Raw genomic sequence first — 17,799 nt, forward strand, 5'->3', positions numbered from 1 at the left:
GGATCCTCTCCGAACACGTGGTCACGATAACTGCTGTTCGCTCGTCGGACCGCAACGCAGTGGCCGACATCGACGCATCGATGTCGGCCACCGATCAGAGCGTGGCCAGGATCGCGTTGAAGGTGTCACTCGGACGCATGACGGCGCCGGCCTTCGCGTCGTCGGGCTGGTAGTAGGCCCCGATGTCGGCGGGATGGCCCTGCACGGCGAGCAGCTCCTCGTTGATCGTCTCCTCGTTCTCGGTCAACGCGGCCGCCAGGGGGGCGAACCGGGCGGCCACCGCCGGATTCTCGGTCTGTGCTGCGAGCGCCTGCGCCCAGTACAGCGCGATGTAGAAGTGGCTCCCCCGGTTGTCGATCTGCCCGAGGCGGCGCGCGGGCGACTTGCCGTTCTCGAGCAGCTGCCCGGTCGCGGTGTCGAGAGCGTCGCCGAGCATCCGCGCGGCGTCGTTGTCGGTCACCTCGGCGAGGTGCTCGAACGACACGGCGAGGGCCAGGAACTCACCCAGGCTGTCCCAGCGCAGGTAGTTCTCCTTCATCAGCTGCTGGACGTGCTTGGGCGCGGACCCGCCCGCACCGGTCTCGAACAGCCCGCCGCCGTTCAGCAGCGGCACGATCGACAGCATCTTGGCCGAGGTCCCCAGTTCCAGGATCGGGAAGAGATCGGTGTTGTAGTCGCGCAGAACGTTGCCGGTGACCGAGATCGTGTCCTGTCCGTCACGGATGCGGGCGAGCGAGTACTTCGTGGCGTCGGTGGGGTTCATCACCGAGATGTCGAGGTCGGTGGTGTCGTGCTCACGCAGGTAGGTCTTGACCTTGGCGATCAGTTGGGCGTCGTGGGCCCGTTCCTGGTCGAGCCAGAAGACCGCCGGCGCTCCGGTCGCGCGGGCACGGGACACGGCGAGGCGCACCCAGTCCCGGATCGGCTCGTCCTTCACCTGGCACGCGCGGAAGATGTCGCCCGCCTCGACCTCGTGCGACATGAGCACACCACCGTCGGCGGTGACCACACGGATCACACCGTCCGACGGCGCCTCGAAGGTCTTGTCGTGGCTGCCGTACTCCTCGGCCTTCTGGGCCATCAGGCCCACGTTCGGGACGGTCCCCATCGTGGTCGGGTCGAAGGCGCCGTTCGCGATGCAGTCGTCGATCGTGGCCTGGTAGATGCCGGCGTACGACGAGTCGGGGATGACCGCCTTGGCGTCCTGACGTTCCCCCGCCTTGTTCCACATCTTCCCCGAGTCCCGGATCATCGCCGGCATGGAGGCGTCGATGATCACGTCGGACGGAACGTGCAGGTTCGTGATGCCCTTGTCGGAGTCGACCATGGCGAGGTCGGGACCGGCGGCGTAGGCGGCGTCGAAGTCCGCGGCGATCGCAGCCTGCTGATCGGCGGGCAGCGATTCGATCGCCTTGAGCACTCCCCCGAGGCCGTTGTTCGAGTTGGCACCGACGGAGCGCAACGCGTCGCCGTGCTTGGCCCACACGTCGGCGAAGAACACCTCGACGGCGTGACCGAAGATGATCGGGTCGGACACCTTCATCATCGTGGCCTTCATGTGCAGGGAGAACAGCACGTCGCGATCCTTGGCGTCGGCGACCTGCTCGGCGAGGAACGTCCGCAGAGCCGACACGCTCATGACGGTCGAGTCGACGACTTCGCCCACCAGGACCGGGAAGTCGGCCTTCAGCACGGTCACGGCGCCGTCGGCGTCGACGTGTTCGATCCGGATGTCGCCGGCGGTCTCCATCGTGACGGACTGCTCGTTCGATGCGAAGTCACCGGCCTCCATCGTGGAGACGTGCGTCTGGGAATCACCCGACCAGGCACCCATCGAATGAGGGTTCTTGCGAGCGTATTCCTTGACCGCCTTGGGAGCGCGGCGATCCGAGTTCCCCTGGCGCAGCACGGGGTTCACCGCGGAACCGAGGGCGACGCTGTACCTCGCACGGGTGTCGCGCTCCTCGTCGGTCTGCGGGTCGTTCGGGAAGTCGGGCAGGTCGTAGCCGAGGGCCTGCAGTTCGGCGACCGCTGCCGTGAGCTGTGGGATCGAGGCCGAGATGTTCGGCAGCTTGATGATGTTGGCGCCCGGGGTCAGGGCGATCTCACCCAACTCGGTGAGCGCGTCGGGCACCTGTTGTTCGGCCGTCAGACGATCGGGGAACTGAGCGAGGATGCGCGCTGCGAGGGAGATGTCACGGGTCTCCACGTCCACGCCGGCTGCACCGGCGAAGGCCCGCACGATCGGCAGGAACGAGTAGGTGGCGAGCGCCGGTGCCTCGTCGGTGATGGTGTAGATGATCGTGGATTCGGTCATGGGTGCTCCGGTTTCGTGGAAGGCGCTGCGGACCGGACATCCCGGCCACTTGTCTTGTACTTGTCTACCACCTTAGCGCGCCCCCGCCGACCGCCGCTCCCGCAGCTCCTGCCGCCCGTTGCGAAGGTGGTGCGGTGTCCGGCACGCCATGGGGAACGATCGGGGGAGGTGGATGACGAACGCATATCCTGCGTGGCGATGGACTTCGCGTGGACCCCCGACCAGATCGAACTGCGGGCCAGGGCCCGTGAGGTCGCCGCCGATGCCGTCGGTCGGTACGGGCGCCACAACGATTCGTGGATCAACGGGTACTCGAAGGAATTCGCCCGAGAACTCGGTGCGCTGGGCTGGGTCGGCATGTGCTGGCCCGAGGCGTTCGGCGGCGGGGGGCGCCCGCAGATCGATCGGCTGATCGTCGGGGAGGAACTGATTGCGGCCGGTGCTCCGATCGCCGCCATGTGGTTCGCCGACCGCCAGATGGGCCCGACGTTGATCGCCTACGGCACCCCCGACCAGCAGGCCGAGTTCCTCCCACCGATGCTCGCAGGCGACACGACGTGGTGCATCGGGATGTCGGAGCCCGACTCCGGGTCCGATCTCGCTTCGCTCTCCACGTCAGCGGTTCGCGACGGTGACGACTTCGTGATCAACGGCCAGAAGATCTGGACCAGCTTCGGGAGCGATGCGGACTACTGCTACCTGATCTGTCGGACCGATTCGTCGGGTCCGCCCCATCGCGGGATCAGCGAGGTCATCGTCCCGATGGACACGCCCGGGATCGAGGTGCGACCGATCACCGACATGACCACCAATCGTCACTTCTGCGAGGTGTACTTCACCGACGTGCGAGTTCCGGCCGTCAACCTCGTCGGCGTCGAGGGCAACGCCTTCAAGCAGACGATGGTGCAACTCGAACACGAACGCGGCGGCATCGACCGGCTCGTCTCGAACCGTGCGCTCTACGAACTGGCCCTGGAGCGCGCCGACCGCAGCGACCCGATCGTGCGCCAGGAGATCGCCCGACTGGAGACCGCCTACCGCCTCGGCCGGATCCTCGTGACCCGCGAGGTGCTGCGCCAGGCGCCCGCCGGATTCTCGGCGGCGACGAAGTGCTTCTGCACCGAGCACGAACTCGACGTCGCCGAGTTCGTGGCCCGATCGTTCGGGGCCGAGGCCACGCTGTGGACCGATGTGACCCGGGGATTCTCGTACGGACCGGGGTACACGATCATGGGTGGCACGTCGAACATCATGCGCAACATCCTCGGCGAACGGGTTCTCGGCCTGCCGCGCGAACCGCGCTGAACCGGGAGGATGACACGATGACGAGGCGGCCGGACTTCCTTTCGTTCGACGTGACCGGTGGAACCCTCGGCGCGCTCCGGTGGAGCGGCATCGACGGCGCTCCGACGGTGCTCGCCGTCCACGGGATCACCGCGAACGGGTGGCACTTCGATCCGCTCGCACACCAACTCTCGGGAGGCGCCCACGTGGTGGCGGTCGACCTGCGTGGTCGGTGCAGGAGCCACGCCCACGCCGGACCGTTCGGCCTGCGGGCGCACGCGTCCGACGTGGCGACCATCGCTGGACACCTCGGCGAACCGGTCATCCTCCTCGGGCACGCGATGGGCGCATTCGTCGCGCTGTTGGCGGCCGAACTCCATCCCGAACTCTTCCGGGGGATCGTGCTCGTCGACGGTGGAACCCCCCTCACGCTCCCCGACGGCGACATCGAGGATGCGCTGGTCGCCTCCCTCGGGCCGGCCGTCGCACGACTGAGGGTCACCTGGCCCGACCGGGTGTCGTATCAGACGATGTGGTCCCAACACCCCGCGTTCACCGACGGCATCGGGCTCGACCTGCAGCGGACACTGCTCGCCGACCTCGTCGAGGCACCGGGTGGATTCCGCAGCGCGGTGAGTGAGGCGGCCGTGTTGATCGACGGTCGGGAACTCCTGCTCGACGAGCACGTCCGGACGGTCCTGACCAGACGGAACGAGCCGACGACGATCGTGCGCGCACCCGAGGGGATGCTCGGTGCTCTCCCGCCGCTGATCTCCGACGAGACCGTCGAAGCGTTCCCCGATCACCGCTGGACCACGGTGCCGGGCACGAATCACTACACCCTGCTCCTCGGCGTCGACGGCGCCTCGGCCATCGCCGCTGCGATCCGCAACGAACTCGCAGCCTGACGGTCCGAGCCGGTCGGTCGCGGTCAGGCGCGCGGCACGGCGAGCTTGAGAACGACGTCGGCCGAGTCACTTCCGATCGATCGCGTCACCACGTTGAACGCTTCGACACGATCGAGGTCGACCCCGGCGGTCAGCGTCACCGAATCGCCCTCGTTGAAGCTCCCCGCCGACAACTCGGTGCCGTCCTGCAACACGAGCACGCCCTCGTAGAACTGGTCGCCGGCACGCCGCGGAAGCGTCGGGGCGTCGAGTTCGATCTCGAGTCCAGCGTCGCGCTCGGTGACGGTCACCTCGCCGCCGTCGACGTCGAGGATCGCTCCGGTCGGCGTGAGGTCGGCGGTGAAGGCGACCGGGTCGACCGATCCGCTCGCCGCGCTCAGAGCGATGATCGCGACGAGCAGCACCGCTGCTGCGCCCGACAGACCGAGCAGAACGGGTCGCAGGGACCGGGCGACGCGGCCCGGGCCGTCGATCGCCTCGTCGTCGACGCCGGTGCCGGGGACTCCGGCACCCGCGTCACGGCCCGGCGGCTCGTGATCGTGCGTGACGGCCGCACGCACGTTCGCGACCAGATCGACGGGTGGGTCGGACCAGGGCGCCGGGTCGCGCAGCGCAGCCGCCACGAGTGCGTCGTCGCCGAGATGGGCGAGTCGGCGGCGGAGTCGCAGTTCGTGTCGATCGAGATCGTCGGCCAGATCCCGACCCCCGACGTGGAACTCCCGCAGCCCGGCTCGGGCGTCGTCGGCCACTGCGTCGACGGCCATCGCCGTTGCCCAGGTCGGGGCGACCTCGTCGGAGGTCCGCCCGACGGCGTGGGCCGCCAATCCCCCGACCAGCGGCGCGAAGTCCGTGCCCGGCTCGATGTCGTGACGCACGGTCCACAGCCGGGCGAACACCTCGACCACGCGTTGGGTTCCGTCGTCGTCGTCGACGACCGCCACGACGGCGCGTCCGTAGCGCTGGACGAGTTCGTCGAGTGCAGCGAGATCGCCCTCCGCCAGCGATTCGGCGAGGCGGGTGTCCTGCTCGATCACATCCGCTGGTCGGAACTCCTGCACGCGGTCAGGATACGTGCCCGAAAAACGAAGAACCCCGCCCGATCACGTGGATCGAAGCGGGGTTTCCGGTGGGCACAGAGGGATTCGAACCCCCGACCCCCTGCGTGTCATGCAGGTACTCTAACCAACTGAGCTATGCGCCCTCAGCGGGCACCGACACTACCACTCCGGTCGCCGCTGCCCACCTGGTCAGACGAATCTCGTGCTGATCTCGTTGGCCATCAGTCGACCCCGTCGCGTGAGCACCACGTGGTCGGGCCGATCGGGGTGGGGAACGACCATTCCGTCGAGGAGTTGGAGCGTCGCCGTGGAGAACGAGTCGGCCGGGATCCCGTCACGCGTCCGCAGCAGCAGTTGGCGCCGCTCGAACAGGCGGGACTCGGCGTCGAGGGTCTCGGAGGAGGCTTCGACCGACTCGCCACGACCGACTGCGTCGACGTAGCGGTCGGGCGTGCGCAGGTTCCACCATCGGCGCCCGTCGGCGTGGGAATGCGCCGCACAGCCGAATCCCCGGTAGTCCTGCTGACGCCAGTACAAGAAGTTGTGGGCTGATTCGTGGCCGGGTCGCGCCCAGTTCGAGACCTCGTAGTTCGCCAGCCCGTGATCGGTCAGGCGGTCGTCGACGATCTCGTACTTGTCGGCCTGGTCATCGTCGTCCGGGAACCGCTCGGGTCGAGCGGCCAGCGCCGTCCCGGCCTCGACGGTGAGGCCGTACGCCGAGATGTGAGGTGGGTCGAGGGCGATCGCCTCCTCCACCGTGGAGGTCCAGTCGTCGACCGACTCGGCCGCCGCGCCGTAGATCAGGTCGAGATTGAAGCTCGGGAGACCGGCCTGACGCACCGCGTCCACCGCCCGCGCCACATTGGCCCGATCGTGGGTCCGCCCGAGTGAGACCAGCACGTGGTCCGACATCGACTGCACGCCGATGCTGACGCGGTTGACGCCGCCGTCGCGAAACGTTCGCAGCATGTCGACGCTGACGTCGTCGGGGTTGCACTCCACGGTCACCTCGGCTCCCGCCGTGACGGGGATCGAGTCGATGGCGGCTGCCAGTCTCTCGGGAGGCACGAGCGTCGGTGTGCCTCCACCGACGAAGACCGTGGTCGCGCGTGGGAGCCCGGAGTCGACCGCCCGGGAGATCTCGACCATCAGCGCGTCGAGGTACGCGTCGACCAGATGACCTCGATCGGTCCACGTGGCGAATGCGCAGTAGTCGCACTTCGACGCACAGAACGGAATGTGGAGATACACCCCGAACGGCTCGACAGCGATCACGACCGCAACCTACAACCGACGGCGAGCGCCGACGCCGGGGTCGTGGGATCGGGACCGGTTCAGCGGAAGAGGAGGTCGAGGGCGAGGAGCCGATCGCCGACCTGATCGACGGGCACGTCGAGCATCGCGGCGATGGCACGGGTGTCGTCGCCGCGCACCGTGATGACCCGTCCGTTGAAGTCCTGGCGCTGCACCTGGATGAGACGCAGGTAGCGGGCGAGCATCTCGAACGGCGATCCGCTGAGTTGCATCAACTTCGACACGTCGATGGCGAGCTTCTTGTTGATCGGGGAATCGATCGCAGCCGCCTCGCTCCCGGTGATCTCACGCGGGAGGAGCTGCTCGATCGGCACCGTGTAGAACTGCGCAAGGCGATCGAGGCGTGGCACGGACAACGCTCGCTCCCCACGTTCGTAGGCACCCAGGACCGAGGCCTTGAACTCCTGATTCGACTGCGCCTCGACCTCCTGCAGTGACAGCCGCTTCTGCTTGCGGATGACCCGCAAACGCTCGCCGACCTGCTGGCTGTACGCAGATGGAGCATCGTCGTCGAAAGTAACCATGTGGTGAGTTCCGCCTCTCAACTGGGGTGGAGTGATGCCATCAGGGTCGACGACACGGTGAATGGTGCGCTGCCAATCTACACGTCTGCGCGCCTCGGAAAACATCTCTCAGTGGTGACCGACCATTCTCAGTGTGGTTGCGGCGACCGCCGCAGTCTCCGTACGCAGGATGTTCGCGCCGATTGAGACACGTCGACCCGCAGTTTCGGCCTCGACGTCCGACCACCCGCCCTCGGGTCCGATGGCGACCATCGCCTCGTCGCCACGGATCGCCTCGCCGCCGGGTTCGGCGATCGTCGCGTCCGCGAGCACGTCCATCGCGGCCACCGGTCCGACGATCGTGCATCGCCAGACGCGACGACTCTGCCGCAACGCCTCGTCGGCGATGCGCTGCAACCGGAGGAGTTGCTTCGCCGAGCGGTCGGGCTTCCACCTCACGCTCGATCGTTCCGCGTGCAACAACATGACGCGATCGGCACCGAGTTCGGTGGCCTTCTGCACCATCCAGTCGACGCGGTCGCCCTTCGGGATCGCCGACGCGAGCGTGAAGCCCGCTGGCGCACCCGCCGCGACGACCGAGCTCGTGGCCTCGAGCGAGCCGCTCGATGCATCGCGCAGGACGCACATCCGCCAGCGGCCGGCCCCGTCGGTGACCGACACCGACTCCCCGTCACGGAGGCGCAATACCCGGCGGAGGTGGTGTTCGACGTCGTCGCCGACGACGATGACGTCGTGGAGCAGCGTGTCGGCATCCTCGAGCAGGACGTGCGTCGCGGATCTGCGCAGATCGTCGCTCTCCGGCACACCATCCATCACACGACCCCGGCGATCACGCATTCGTTCGGGGACGGCACCACGGCGACCAGCGCACCTCCGACATCACCTGTCACTCAGGTGAACGCCGACTTGATGCGTGAGAAGATCCCGTCCTTGCCGTTGCCGACCCGCTCGCCGCGTGCATCGGCGAACTTGGTGAGCAATGCGACTTCGGAGTCGTCGAGTTTCGTGGGAACCTCGACCCGTACCCGGGCGATGAGGTCACCCCGACCCCGCCCCTGCAGGTGCGGGACCCCACGCTGACGGAGGATGAACTCGCGGCCGGGCTGCGTGCCGTGCGGGATCACGAGGTCCTCGTCACCGTCGAGCGTCTCGAGCGTGAGAGAGGTTCCGAGCGCAGCCTGCGCGATCGAGATCGGCACGTCGGTCACCAGATCGTCGCCGTCGCGATCGAACCGTTCGTCGGGTTGCACCCGCAGGTGGACGTACAGGTCACCGTTGGCCCCCTTGCGCGGTCCTGCGGCTCCTCGTCGCGTCAGACGCAGTGTCGACCCGGTGTCGACACCTGCGGGCACGTCGACCTTGTAGGTCGTGTCCTCGGTGACACGACCCTCGCCACGACACGTGTCGCACGGCGAGGCGATGACCTCGCCCAGCCCGCCACAGCGGGTGCACGGCGAGGCCGTCACCATCTGGCCGAGCAGCGACTGGCGGACGCGTTGTACCTGGCCGCTCCCACCGCATTCGCTGCACGTGACGGGTTGTGTGTCCTGCGCCGCCCCGGAGCCGTCGCACGTTCCGCACCGGACGGGCAGCTTCAACTGCACGTCGATCTGGTCACCGAACACCGCCTGCACGAAGTCGATGTCGGCGATGACTTCGACGTCCTGCCCGCGTGGCGGACCCGCCGGACCCCGCTGGCGACCTCCACCGAAGGGGCTCCCGCCACCGCCACCGAAGAAGGTCTCGAAGATGTCGCCGAGCCCGCCGCCGAAGAGGTCGTCGGCGGATCCCGCGCCGCCCGACCTGCCTCCGACGCCCGCCTCGCCGAACTGGTCGTAGCGCGAACGCTGCTGGTCGTCGGACAGGACCTGGTAGGCGCGTGCGAGGTCCTTGAACTGGGCCTCCGCCTCGGGGTTGTCCGGGTTCGCATCGGGGTGCAGCTCTCGGGCGCGCTTGCGGTACGCCTTCTTGATCTCGTCGCCCGATGCCGAGCGGGACACACCCAGGAGGTCGTAGAAGTCAGCCATGGCGGCTCACAGGATGCCGTGAACTGCACCGAATTCGGCCGTCGCCGCTCCGCGGTTCGCCCGGGAGCAGTGCACCGTCCCGGGTCAGCCTTCTTCGATCCGCTGGCCGAGCTGCTCGCTCACGACGTCGACCGTCGCCAGTGCCTGCGGATAGTTCATCCGCGTCGGACCCAACACACCGACCGAGCCCAGATGCTCGCCGTCGACCACGACCGGGGCCACCACGACCGAGCACGCCGACAACGGCTCGACGCCGTGTTCCACCCCGATCGCCACCGACATCCCCCGATCGACGATGTCGGACACGAGTGACACGACGACGAACTGCTGCTCCAACGTGTGGAGGACGGATCGGACCACCTCGACGGCGTCGAATGCCCGCGCCACCTCCGACGCACCGCCCGTGTAGACGTGGTCGGCGGCCGCGATGGTGCGCATCCGCTCGAGTGCCGTGACCGACAGTCGGTCGAGCGCTGCGTCGCCGGAGGGGTCGAGTGAACGAACCACCTCCAGGACGCGTCCGTCGAGTTGTGCGGAGAGGTGGGCACTGGCGGCACTCAGCCGATCGTCGTCGTCCCCGTCGAGCAGATCGAGCGTGACGTGTTCGACCGAGCCGTTGACGAACACCACCACGACGGTCGCTGCGGTGTCGGACAGCCCGACCAACTGCACACGCCTCACTGCGACGGCCTCGGCCCGTGGACCGACGACGACCGCAGCACTGTGGGTCAGCTCCGCCAGCAGGTTCGACGTCTGGTGCAACATCTCCTCGAGTCGCCCGTGCGCCGCGGAGAAGAAGTCGCCCACCTGACGTTGCGTTGCACGGTCGAGTCGGCCCGGAGTGGTCAGATGGTCGACGAAGTAGCGGTATCCCCGATCGGTCGGGATCCGCCCGGCCGACGTGTGCGGCTGGACGAGGTATCCGTCACCCTCCAGGGCGGACAGCTCGCTGCGCACGGTCGCCGACGACACGTTGACCGACGGCATGCGGGCGACACTGGCGGAGCCGACCGGCTGCGCCGTGGTGATGTACTCCTGCACGACGGCGGCGAGGATCGCCGTCTTTCGGTCGTCCAACATCGTCGGCTCAGCTTACTCATCCGCCGATGGCGGCACGGCCGAGAGCGCCTGGAGGCGCCGGAGGGCCTCGTCGCGTTCGACCTTGTGGTCGACCATCGGCTCGATCCCGTCGGGCACCCAACGGGCGACGTAGGCGCCGTCGGGGTCGTAGCGCTCCTCCTGCAGCGTCGGGTTGAACACGCGGAAGTACGGCGCCGCATCGGTCCCCGTGCCCGCTGCCCACTGCCATCCGTGGTTGTTCGACGCCAGATCGCCGTCGACGAGGTGCGTCATGAACCAGCGCGCACCCCACTGCCACGGGAGATGGAGATCCTTCACGAGGAAGCTCGCGACGATCATCCGGACCCGATTGTGCATCCAACCCGTCGCCCGCAGTTGACGCATCCCGGCGTCGACGATGCCGAAACCGGTTTCGCCTCGCGACCAGAGATCGAACTTCCCCTCGGCTGCGGCATCGGTGTCGATCTCGATGTGGTCGTACTTCGGGTTCAGGTTCTCCCACGCGGTGTTCGGCTTCTGGAACAACACGTCGGCGTAGAAGTCACGCCAGGCCAGCTCGCTGGAGAACACGGTGTGACCGCGTTCGCCGTCGCCGGATGCGTCGAGGTCGGCGAGCAGGGTCCGAGGGTGAATGGTGCCCCATTTGAGATCGGGCGACAGACGACTCGTGCCGCCGACGGCCGGCAGGTCGCGCAGATCGTCGTAGGCCTGAACGCCCGAACGCATGGTTCCGTCACCTGCGCCGGTGACGTCGAGGAACGCTCGCCACCTCTCGAGCGCTGCGTCCTCTCCCGCCTCGGGCAGGTCACAGTCGGGCGACGGTCGTTCGTCGAGGTCGTCGCTGGGGATCCCGGCAGCCCAGCGCACGTCGTCACCGATCGTGGGGTGCGGAGCGTCCCACCCGGCACGCCGCCACACCTTGGAGAACGGGGTGAACACCGAGTACGGGGTGCCGTCGCCCTTGCGCACCCTGCCCGGATCGACGGCGTACGGCGAACCCACACCGCGCAGCTTGCGGCCGCCGACCGTGAGCGCGGCGCCGACGGCTGCGTCCCGCGAACGTCCGTACGGCGAGTAGTCGCGACTGACGACGACCGAGTCGGCGCCGACCTCCTCGGCGAGCTCGGGGACCACGTGGGTGGGGTCGCCGTGGCGGATCAACAACCCGGGCGACCCGTGATCCCGGAGCCCACGATCGAGCGATCTCAGGCAGTCGTGGAGGTGTGCGAGGCGTGGTCCGCCCGCCTCGGCGAACGTCGGGTCGACGACGAACAGCGGGACGACCTCGGCTCCATCGGCCGTCGCAGCCAGCAGCGCCGGATGATCCCCCAGACGCAGATCCCGCCGGAACCACATGATCGTGCGAGTCACCATCACCACGTTGTACCCCGACGGATCGGCACCCACCCCAGCGTGCCCGATGTGTCATCCCGTGTCAGGCCCGGTTCGGCAACGACCTCTGTCGATCCGTCCGGGACGGATCGACAGAGGTCGTCAATCGTCGAGTTTGAGGGCGCTGATGAAAACGTCGCCGGGAACTTCGACGCGGCCGATCGACTTCATCTTCTTCTTGCCCTCCTTCTGCTTCTCGAGCAGCTTGCGCTTGCGGGTGATGTCACCGCCGTAGCACTTCGCCGTGACGTCCTTGCGCTTCGCCTTCACGGTCTCACGCGCGATGATCTTGCCGCCGATCGCGGCCTGGATCGGAACGTCGAACATCTGGCGCGGGATCAGTTCCTTGAGCTTCTCGCACATCCGGTTGCCGTAGGCGTAGGCCTTGTCGCGGTGCACGATCGTGGAGAAGGCGTCGGCCGGGATGGCGTTGAGCAACAGGTCGACCTTGACGAGGTTGCTCCGGCGGTAGCCGGCCAGTTCGTAGTCGAGGCTGGCGTAGCCCTTCGTGCGTGACTTCATCTGGTCGAAGAAGTCGACGACCACCTCGGCGAGCGGCACCTCGTAGACGAGTTCCATCCGCTCGGGGCTGAGGTACTCCATCTTCTTCATCTCGCCGCGTCGAGTCTGGCAGAGGTCCATCAGCGGGCCCGTGTACTCCGTCGGCGTGATGATCGACACCGTGAAGTACGGCTCCTCGACCATGTCGATCTTCTGCGCCTCGGGGAGATCGGCGGGGTTGTCGACCTTGATCGTCTCTCCCGCCGTCGTGGTCACCAGGTACTCGACGCTCGGCGCCGTGGCGATCAGCGCGAGGTCGAACTCGCGCTCGAGGCGCTCCTTGACGATCTCCATGTGGAGCAGGCCGAGGAATCCGCATCGGAAGCCGAAGCCGAGCGCGCCCGACGATTCCGGCGTGTAGGTGATCGACGCGTCGTTCAGCTTGAGCTTCCCGAGCGCCTCGCGCAGGTTCTCGAAATCGTCGCCGTCGATCGGGAACAGGCCGGAGAACACCATCGGCAGCGGCTCGCGATACCCCGCAAGTGCATCGGGGGATCCCTTGGAGGCCGTGGTGACCGTTTCGCCCGACTTGGCGTCACCCACGTCCTTGATCCCCGCGATCAGGTAGCCCACCTCACCCGGACCCATCTCCTTCAGCGGAGTCATCACCGGTTGGCGGGCACCGATCTCCAACGCTTCGTGCTGCGCTGCGGCGTTGAGGAACTCCAGCTTCTCGTTGGCGTGCAGTCGACCGTTCATGACGCGGATGCTGGACACGACCCCGCGGTACTGGTCGAACTGCGAGTCGAAGATGAGTGCTTGGAGCGGCGCGTCCGGATCGCCCGTCGGTGCCGGGATCCGTTCGATGATCGCGTCGAGCAGTTCGGGCACGCCCAACCCGGTCTTGGCCGACATCGGCAGGATCTCCTCCCGCGGGATCCCCAGCACGGTCTCGATCTCCGCGGCGTACCGGTCGACGTCGGCCGCCGGGAGGTCGATCTTGTTCAGGACCGCGACGATCTCGAGGTCGCTCTCGAGCGCGAGGTAGCAGTTGGCCAGCGTCTGGGCCTCGATTCCCTGCGCTGCGTCGACGACGAGCACCACGCCTTCGCACGCGGCGAGCGAGCGACTGACCTCGTATCCGAAGTCGACGTGGCCCGGGGTGTCGATCAGGTGGAACGTGTGACCCTTCCAGGGTACGCGCACGTTCTGCGCCTTGATCGTGATGCCACGTTCGCGCTCGAGATCCATCGAGTCGAGGTACTGGGCCTTCATGTCCCGCGTCTGCACCGCTCCGGTGATCTCGAGGATGCGGTCGGACAGCGTCGACTTGCCGTGGTCGATGTGCGCGATGATCGAGAAGTTGCGGATCTTGTCGAGCTCCATGACGCCGCTGACGCTACCGCCGCCTCCCCGGCCCCAGCCCGTTCCACGAATCGACGCCGTCGCCAGGTCTGCGTGACGCTTTCGGCGGTCCTGGCGGCGGGAAGTGTGACGCACACGTGGTGCGACCCGGCTCGATGCGCCAGGTTGAGTCCCGGACCGCGCCCGGTAGAGTCTCACGGCTGTTCGAGGCGGCAACCGATCCGCCAGGCGACCACGACGTACGAGAACCATCAAGGACTGAACCATGGCAAACATCAAGAGCCAGAAGAAGCGCATCCTCACCAATGCGAAGGCTGCGGCCCGCAACAAGGCCGTGCGCGCCGAGGTGCGGACTCGCGTCAAGACCGCCATCGCCGAGGGCGACCCGACGAGCGACGCCACGCGTGCGGCGATCTCCAAGATCGACCGGGCCGCTGCCAAGGGCATCCTGCACAAGAACACGGCAGCTCGCAAGAAGAGCCGCCTGATGAAGCAGCTCCAGACCACCGAGAGCTGACCGATTCCCCTCGACGGGGTCGATGACGAGCGCTGCGGCCCGCCCGTGGCGCTTTCGTCGTTTTCGGGAGCCGTGTCGCTCCCGCAGGCAGTCGGTTTCGGGTGCCGGGTCGATTTCGGGCCGCGGAGCAACCCGCACGGCCGATGAGGCCATAGGTTCTGGCCGTGCCCGGCCCGACAGCGAGAACGCCATCAGGGGCGTTCGCCGCAGTGGCCGGATCGGCGGCGCTGTTCGGATTGACCGGCACGGTTGCGGCGCTCGGTCCCGACGACCTCTCGCCGGTCACCGCCGGCGTGTGGCGGTCGGTGATCGGTGGCGTGTGCCTGCTCGGGCTGTCCGCCTGGCGACGGATGCCGATCAGCCGCTACCCGCTGCGCAACCCGTGGATCCTCATCGGCGCCATCGGCGTGGCTGCGTACCAACTGGCGTTCTTCGAGGCCGTCGACCGCACCGGCGTCGCGCTCGGCACGCTCGTGACCATCGGTGCGGGCCCGCCCGTCGCCGGGTTGCTCGACTGGTTCGTGAGCGGCCGTCGACCGAGTCGATCCTGGATGTTCGGCTCGACGGTCGCGATCGCCGGCGTCGCACTCCTGTCGGGAGGCTCCGACGGCGCCGACGCAACCGGGATCGCCTTCGCACTCGTCGCCGCCACGTCGTTCCCGCTGTACGGCAACGCATGTCAGCGGTTGATGCACGACCGGCCGTTCCTGCCGGCCATGGCGACGGTCTTCGGTGCCGGCTTCGTCCTGCTGATCCCGTTGGCGGTCGTCAGCGCCGACGACGTCCTGACCGACGGATCTGCCGTGGTGACCGTCGTGGTGCTGGGGGTCGTGACGCTCGCGATGGCGTACGTCCTGTGGGGGGTCGGGCTGCAGGCCCTCAGCCTCAGCGTGGTCGTCACGACGACGCTGCTCGAACCCGCCGTCGCCGCAGCGCTCGCGGTGACCGTCCTCGACGAGCCTGCATCGGTGGGCCTCGCCGCAGGCCTCGTGCTCGTCGCGACGGGGGTGCTGATCAGCTCGCGGCCGAGCCGGGCGACGCCACCTACCTGACGTACCTGAGCGACCCGACCCAGCGAGACCCGACGAGACTCGGTCGGCCCCGTGCCGGCCGCCCCGACCAGCGGGCCCGAGGCCGAGGTGCGTGCGTCGGTCGGTCAGCGCAGCTTGGAGAGTCGGGCGACGAGAACTTCCATGACGAGTTCGCTGTCGAGATCCTTGGCGCCGCGCAGGTCGAGGTCGGCCTGGGCGAGCAAGCCGATCGCACGCTTCGTGGACGCACCACCCAGGCGGTTGTAGTTCTGCAGGGACTTCTTTGCCGGGAACCCTTTGAGACCCGTGGCGGCGGATGCGTCCTGTTCGGTGCGGGCGTTCGCCCCGTCGAGTCGGGCGAGGCCCGCGTAGTGGTTGTGCAGGGTCGACATGATCTGCAGGGGGTGACGCTTGCCGCCGTGGATCATCCGGCCCATCATCGTGAGCGCCTTGGTCGTGTCGCCGGCCATCACCGCATCGGTGAAGTCCCACGGCGGCACGCCGCCCGCTTCGCCGAGGAACGGTTCGATGTCGGAGTCCGTCAGCGTGGCATCGGTGCCGAAGGCACCGCGCAGCGTTCCGAGCACCCCGTCGAGGCGGGCCGGCTCCTCGCCCAGCCACTCGGTGAGCCGCTGGATCGCACGTGGCTCGATCGTCAGGCCTGCAGCCTTGATCTGGTCGCGGATCCACGCACCGCGCTCGCCGGCCTTCTTCGGGGGTGCCGTGGCGACGACCGTGCCGACCTTCTTGACGCCGTCGACGATCTTCTTCGACAACTGCCCGTCCCCACCCTGCGCGAGGACGAGATCGGACGAGTCGAGCGGGTCGTCGAGGTAGGCCAGCAGAGCGGGCAGATCCGCCGCGTTGAACCGGCTGACGTTGCGAGCGATGACGACCCGCTTGTCGGTGAGGAACGGCGGGGTCTGCGCAGCGTCGATCACGGAGCGCAGTTCGTAGTCCTCGGTGTCGAACTCGTCGACCATCAGCGAGCGCTCGCCGTTGCCGACGAGGTCGTCGACGAGGTCGGCGACCGCAGTGCGAACGAGTGATTCGTCGTCACCGGTGAGGAGGAAGATCGCCATGGGTGGGGGCAGTATTGCGCGTCATCACGACCAGCACCACCACGGCGACGGCGATCAGTGCCCAACCGGCGAACTGCACGGGAGGGTCCGGTTCCAGGCGTGCACCGAGGGATGCGACGGTGTCGACCCAGCGGGTGCCGAGCCGAGCGGGGAACATCAACACGGGGGCGGTGAACGGCACCCATCCCGCAACGAGACCCGCCGGCATCCCGTAGAGCATCACCGCTCCCGCCACCGGCACGGCGAGCAGGTTGGCCGGGATGCTGACCAGCGGCAGCCGCCCGAACACCAGCACGGCGGGGACCACTACCCCGATCTGCGCTCCGAGTGTGACGCCGAGCGGCAGGGCGAAGATCCCCGTGGGGTCGATCCGGCGGATGCGGGTCGCGAGCCACGGCCCCAGTGCACTCACCCCGAGCGTTGCACCGACCGACAACCAGAACCCGATCGACCACACGAGCAGCGGATCGACGAGCACCAACCCCGTGACCGCGACGGCGAGGATCCGGACCGGAGAACGGTCCCGACCCAGGAGGAACGCGGTCGTGGAGAGTCCTGCCATCACCCCGGCCCGGAGGATCGACGGTTCGTACCTCGTGAGCGCCACGAACCAGGCGATCAACCCGATCGTGAACGCCCAGCGCGCCCAGGGACGGAGCCTGCGCAGGAGCGGCCCGGCCGCTGCGAGCAGGAACGACACGTTCTGACCGGAGACCGCCGTGAGGTGCGACAGCCCGCTCGCACGGAAGCGATCGATCATGTCACGTGGCTGGTCGCGATCGTCACCGACCACGAGGCCTCGGAAGAGTGCCGCGTCGTCGCCGGGGAGGTGCGACGAACCGCGTTCGATCGATGCACGTACACGATTCGACGCACGGGCCACGGAGTCGCCGGGATCGACGTCACTCGCCCACTCCATCTCGAACTCGCCCACGACGTGCTGCCATGCGACGCGCCCGGCTCGCTCGTCGTCGAGTCGGACCCGACGACCCTCCATGGCGACCCACTCCCCTCCGCGCCACGTCGCGACCCGTTGGCGCTGAGCGCGACCTCGCGACCAGATCTCGAAGCGCTCACCTTCGATCTCGACGATCACCCGCGTGCTCGACGGATACGGCTGAGGATCGTCGACGAGGCGGACCCACCCCCGATGGTCCCCGAGGCGGTCGGGTTCGAGCGACGCCCAACTCTGCTCACTGCGCACCAGCCCACCGACCGCGACCGCCACGAGCAGGAGTGCGAGCAGCCACGACCGACAGACCACCGCCACAGCACACACCACCACCGCGACCACGCCGATGTCGCCCGCCCACGCCGCGAACACGGTGACCGCTGCCAGCACGAACATGCGCGACGTGGTGGTGGACTCCCCCATCGGCGCGGCGGCGCCGGCGGTCGC

At 68.0% G+C, this 17,799-nt stretch carries 15 protein-coding genes and 1 tRNA gene; 4 read left to right on the plus strand and 12 right to left on the minus strand.

Annotated features, from left to right (window positions below):
* Positions 1 to 94 precede the first annotated feature (94 nt).
* Positions 95 to 2,317: an NADP-dependent isocitrate dehydrogenase gene (locus tag ABJK40_RS12310; protein ID WP_348479566.1), complete on the minus strand. Its 2,223-nt coding sequence runs from the start codon at positions 2,315 to 2,317 to the stop codon at positions 95 to 97.
* Positions 2,318 to 2,515: 198 nt separating this feature from the next.
* Here ABJK40_RS12310 and ABJK40_RS12315 point away from each other — a divergent pair, with 198 nt between their 5' ends.
* Entirely contained in the window at positions 2,516 to 3,622 is a 1,107-nt protein-coding gene (locus ABJK40_RS12315; RefSeq protein WP_348479567.1) for an acyl-CoA dehydrogenase family protein, read from the plus strand.
* 17 nt (positions 3,623 to 3,639) lie between these two features.
* Positions 3,640 to 4,509, plus strand: coding sequence for an alpha/beta fold hydrolase (locus ABJK40_RS12320; RefSeq protein ID WP_348479568.1), 870 nt, complete (start codon positions 3,640 to 3,642; stop codon positions 4,507 to 4,509).
* A gap of 23 nt (positions 4,510 to 4,532) precedes the next feature.
* On the opposite strand, the gene ABJK40_RS12325 is transcribed toward ABJK40_RS12320, so the two are convergent.
* From ABJK40_RS12325 to lepA, 9 genes are all read right to left on the minus strand, one after another.
* Entirely contained in the window at positions 4,533 to 5,567 is a 1,035-nt protein-coding gene (locus ABJK40_RS12325) for a hypothetical protein (RefSeq protein WP_348479569.1), read from the minus strand.
* Positions 5,568 to 5,636: 69 nt separating this feature from the next.
* Positions 5,637 to 5,710: transfer RNA gene (locus ABJK40_RS12330), tRNA-Val, on the minus strand.
* Between the two features lie 46 nt (positions 5,711 to 5,756).
* On the minus strand, positions 5,757 to 6,842 hold the full coding sequence (gene hemW / locus ABJK40_RS12335) for a radical SAM family heme chaperone HemW (protein WP_348479570.1): 1,086 nt from the start codon (positions 6,840 to 6,842) through the stop codon (positions 5,757 to 5,759).
* Positions 6,843 to 6,901: 59 nt separating this feature from the next.
* A complete protein-coding gene (locus ABJK40_RS12340; RefSeq protein ID WP_348479571.1) occupies positions 6,902 to 7,405 on the minus strand; it encodes a transcriptional regulator in 504 nt (167 codons plus the stop codon).
* Positions 7,406 to 7,513: 108 nt separating this feature from the next.
* The gene (locus tag ABJK40_RS12345; RefSeq protein ID WP_348479572.1) at positions 7,514 to 8,218 is read right to left on the minus strand and encodes an RsmE family RNA methyltransferase; all 705 of its coding nucleotides are present in this window, start codon (positions 8,216 to 8,218) and stop codon (positions 7,514 to 7,516) included.
* 77 nt (positions 8,219 to 8,295) lie between these two features.
* The gene (dnaJ, locus tag ABJK40_RS12350) at positions 8,296 to 9,432 is read right to left on the minus strand and encodes a molecular chaperone DnaJ (protein WP_348479573.1); all 1,137 of its coding nucleotides are present in this window, start codon (positions 9,430 to 9,432) and stop codon (positions 8,296 to 8,298) included.
* An 84-nt stretch (positions 9,433 to 9,516) separates the two neighbouring features.
* Positions 9,517 to 10,512, minus strand: coding sequence for a heat-inducible transcriptional repressor HrcA (hrcA, locus tag ABJK40_RS12355; protein WP_348479574.1), 996 nt, complete (start codon positions 10,510 to 10,512; stop codon positions 9,517 to 9,519).
* A gap of 12 nt (positions 10,513 to 10,524) precedes the next feature.
* A complete protein-coding gene (locus ABJK40_RS12360) occupies positions 10,525 to 11,886 on the minus strand; it encodes a deoxyribodipyrimidine photo-lyase (protein WP_348479575.1) in 1,362 nt (453 codons plus the stop codon).
* Between the two features lie 120 nt (positions 11,887 to 12,006).
* Entirely contained in the window at positions 12,007 to 13,791 is a 1,785-nt protein-coding gene (gene lepA, locus ABJK40_RS12365; RefSeq protein ID WP_348479576.1) for a translation elongation factor 4, read from the minus strand.
* A 244-nt stretch (positions 13,792 to 14,035) separates the two neighbouring features.
* On the opposite strand from lepA, the gene rpsT reads away from it, so the two are divergent.
* The gene (gene rpsT, locus ABJK40_RS12370) at positions 14,036 to 14,287 is read left to right on the plus strand and encodes a 30S ribosomal protein S20 (RefSeq protein WP_348479577.1); all 252 of its coding nucleotides are present in this window, start codon (positions 14,036 to 14,038) and stop codon (positions 14,285 to 14,287) included.
* Between the two features lie 164 nt (positions 14,288 to 14,451).
* Entirely contained in the window at positions 14,452 to 15,339 is an 888-nt protein-coding gene (locus ABJK40_RS12375) for an EamA family transporter (RefSeq protein ID WP_348479578.1), read from the plus strand.
* A 104-nt stretch (positions 15,340 to 15,443) separates the two neighbouring features.
* Here the strand turns inward: ABJK40_RS12375 and holA are convergent, their stop codons facing one another.
* Complete coding sequence (holA, locus tag ABJK40_RS12380) at positions 15,444 to 16,400, minus strand: DNA polymerase III subunit delta (RefSeq protein WP_348479579.1); 957 nt, start codon at positions 16,398 to 16,400, stop codon at positions 15,444 to 15,446.
* Positions 16,375 to 17,748, minus strand: a complete 1,374-nt coding sequence (locus ABJK40_RS12385) for a ComEC/Rec2 family competence protein (RefSeq protein ID WP_348479580.1) — start codon at positions 17,746 to 17,748, stop codon at positions 16,375 to 16,377. Before ABJK40_RS12385 ends, holA begins: the two co-directional genes overlap by 26 nt.
* Positions 17,749 to 17,799 lie beyond the last annotated feature (51 nt).

It is taken from the genome of Ilumatobacter sp. (genome assembly GCF_039969435.1).
Taxonomy (GTDB): Bacteria; Actinomycetota; Acidimicrobiia; order Acidimicrobiales; family Ilumatobacteraceae; genus Ilumatobacter_A.

Excerpts from the sequence above, each read along its gene's own strand:
- ABJK40_RS12310 (WP_348479566.1), bottom strand. The coding sequence starts at position 2,317 with ATGACCGAATCCACGATCATCTACACCATCACCGACGAGGCACCGGCG.
- ABJK40_RS12315 (WP_348479567.1), top strand. The coding sequence starts at position 2,516 with ATGGACTTCGCGTGGACCCCCGACCAGATCGAACTGCGGGCCAGGGCC.
- ABJK40_RS12320 (WP_348479568.1), top strand. The coding sequence starts at position 3,640 with ATGACGAGGCGGCCGGACTTCCTTTCGTTCGACGTGACCGGTGGAACC.
- ABJK40_RS12340 (WP_348479571.1), bottom strand. The coding sequence starts at position 7,405 with ATGGTTACTTTCGACGACGATGCTCCATCTGCGTACAGCCAGCAGGTC.
- ABJK40_RS12345 (WP_348479572.1), bottom strand. The coding sequence starts at position 8,218 with ATGGATGGTGTGCCGGAGAGCGACGATCTGCGCAGATCCGCGACGCAC.
- dnaJ (WP_348479573.1), bottom strand. The coding sequence starts at position 9,432 with ATGGCTGACTTCTACGACCTCCTGGGTGTGTCCCGCTCGGCATCGGGC.
- hrcA (WP_348479574.1), bottom strand. The coding sequence starts at position 10,512 with ATGTTGGACGACCGAAAGACGGCGATCCTCGCCGCCGTCGTGCAGGAG.
- ABJK40_RS12360 (WP_348479575.1), bottom strand. The coding sequence starts at position 11,886 with ATGGTGACTCGCACGATCATGTGGTTCCGGCGGGATCTGCGTCTGGGG.
- lepA (WP_348479576.1), bottom strand. The coding sequence starts at position 13,791 with ATGGAGCTCGACAAGATCCGCAACTTCTCGATCATCGCGCACATCGAC.
- rpsT (WP_348479577.1), top strand. The coding sequence starts at position 14,036 with ATGGCAAACATCAAGAGCCAGAAGAAGCGCATCCTCACCAATGCGAAG.
- holA (WP_348479579.1), bottom strand. The coding sequence starts at position 16,400 with ATGGCGATCTTCCTCCTCACCGGTGACGACGAATCACTCGTTCGCACT.
- ABJK40_RS12385 (WP_348479580.1), bottom strand. The coding sequence starts at position 17,748 with ATGTTCGTGCTGGCAGCGGTCACCGTGTTCGCGGCGTGGGCGGGCGAC.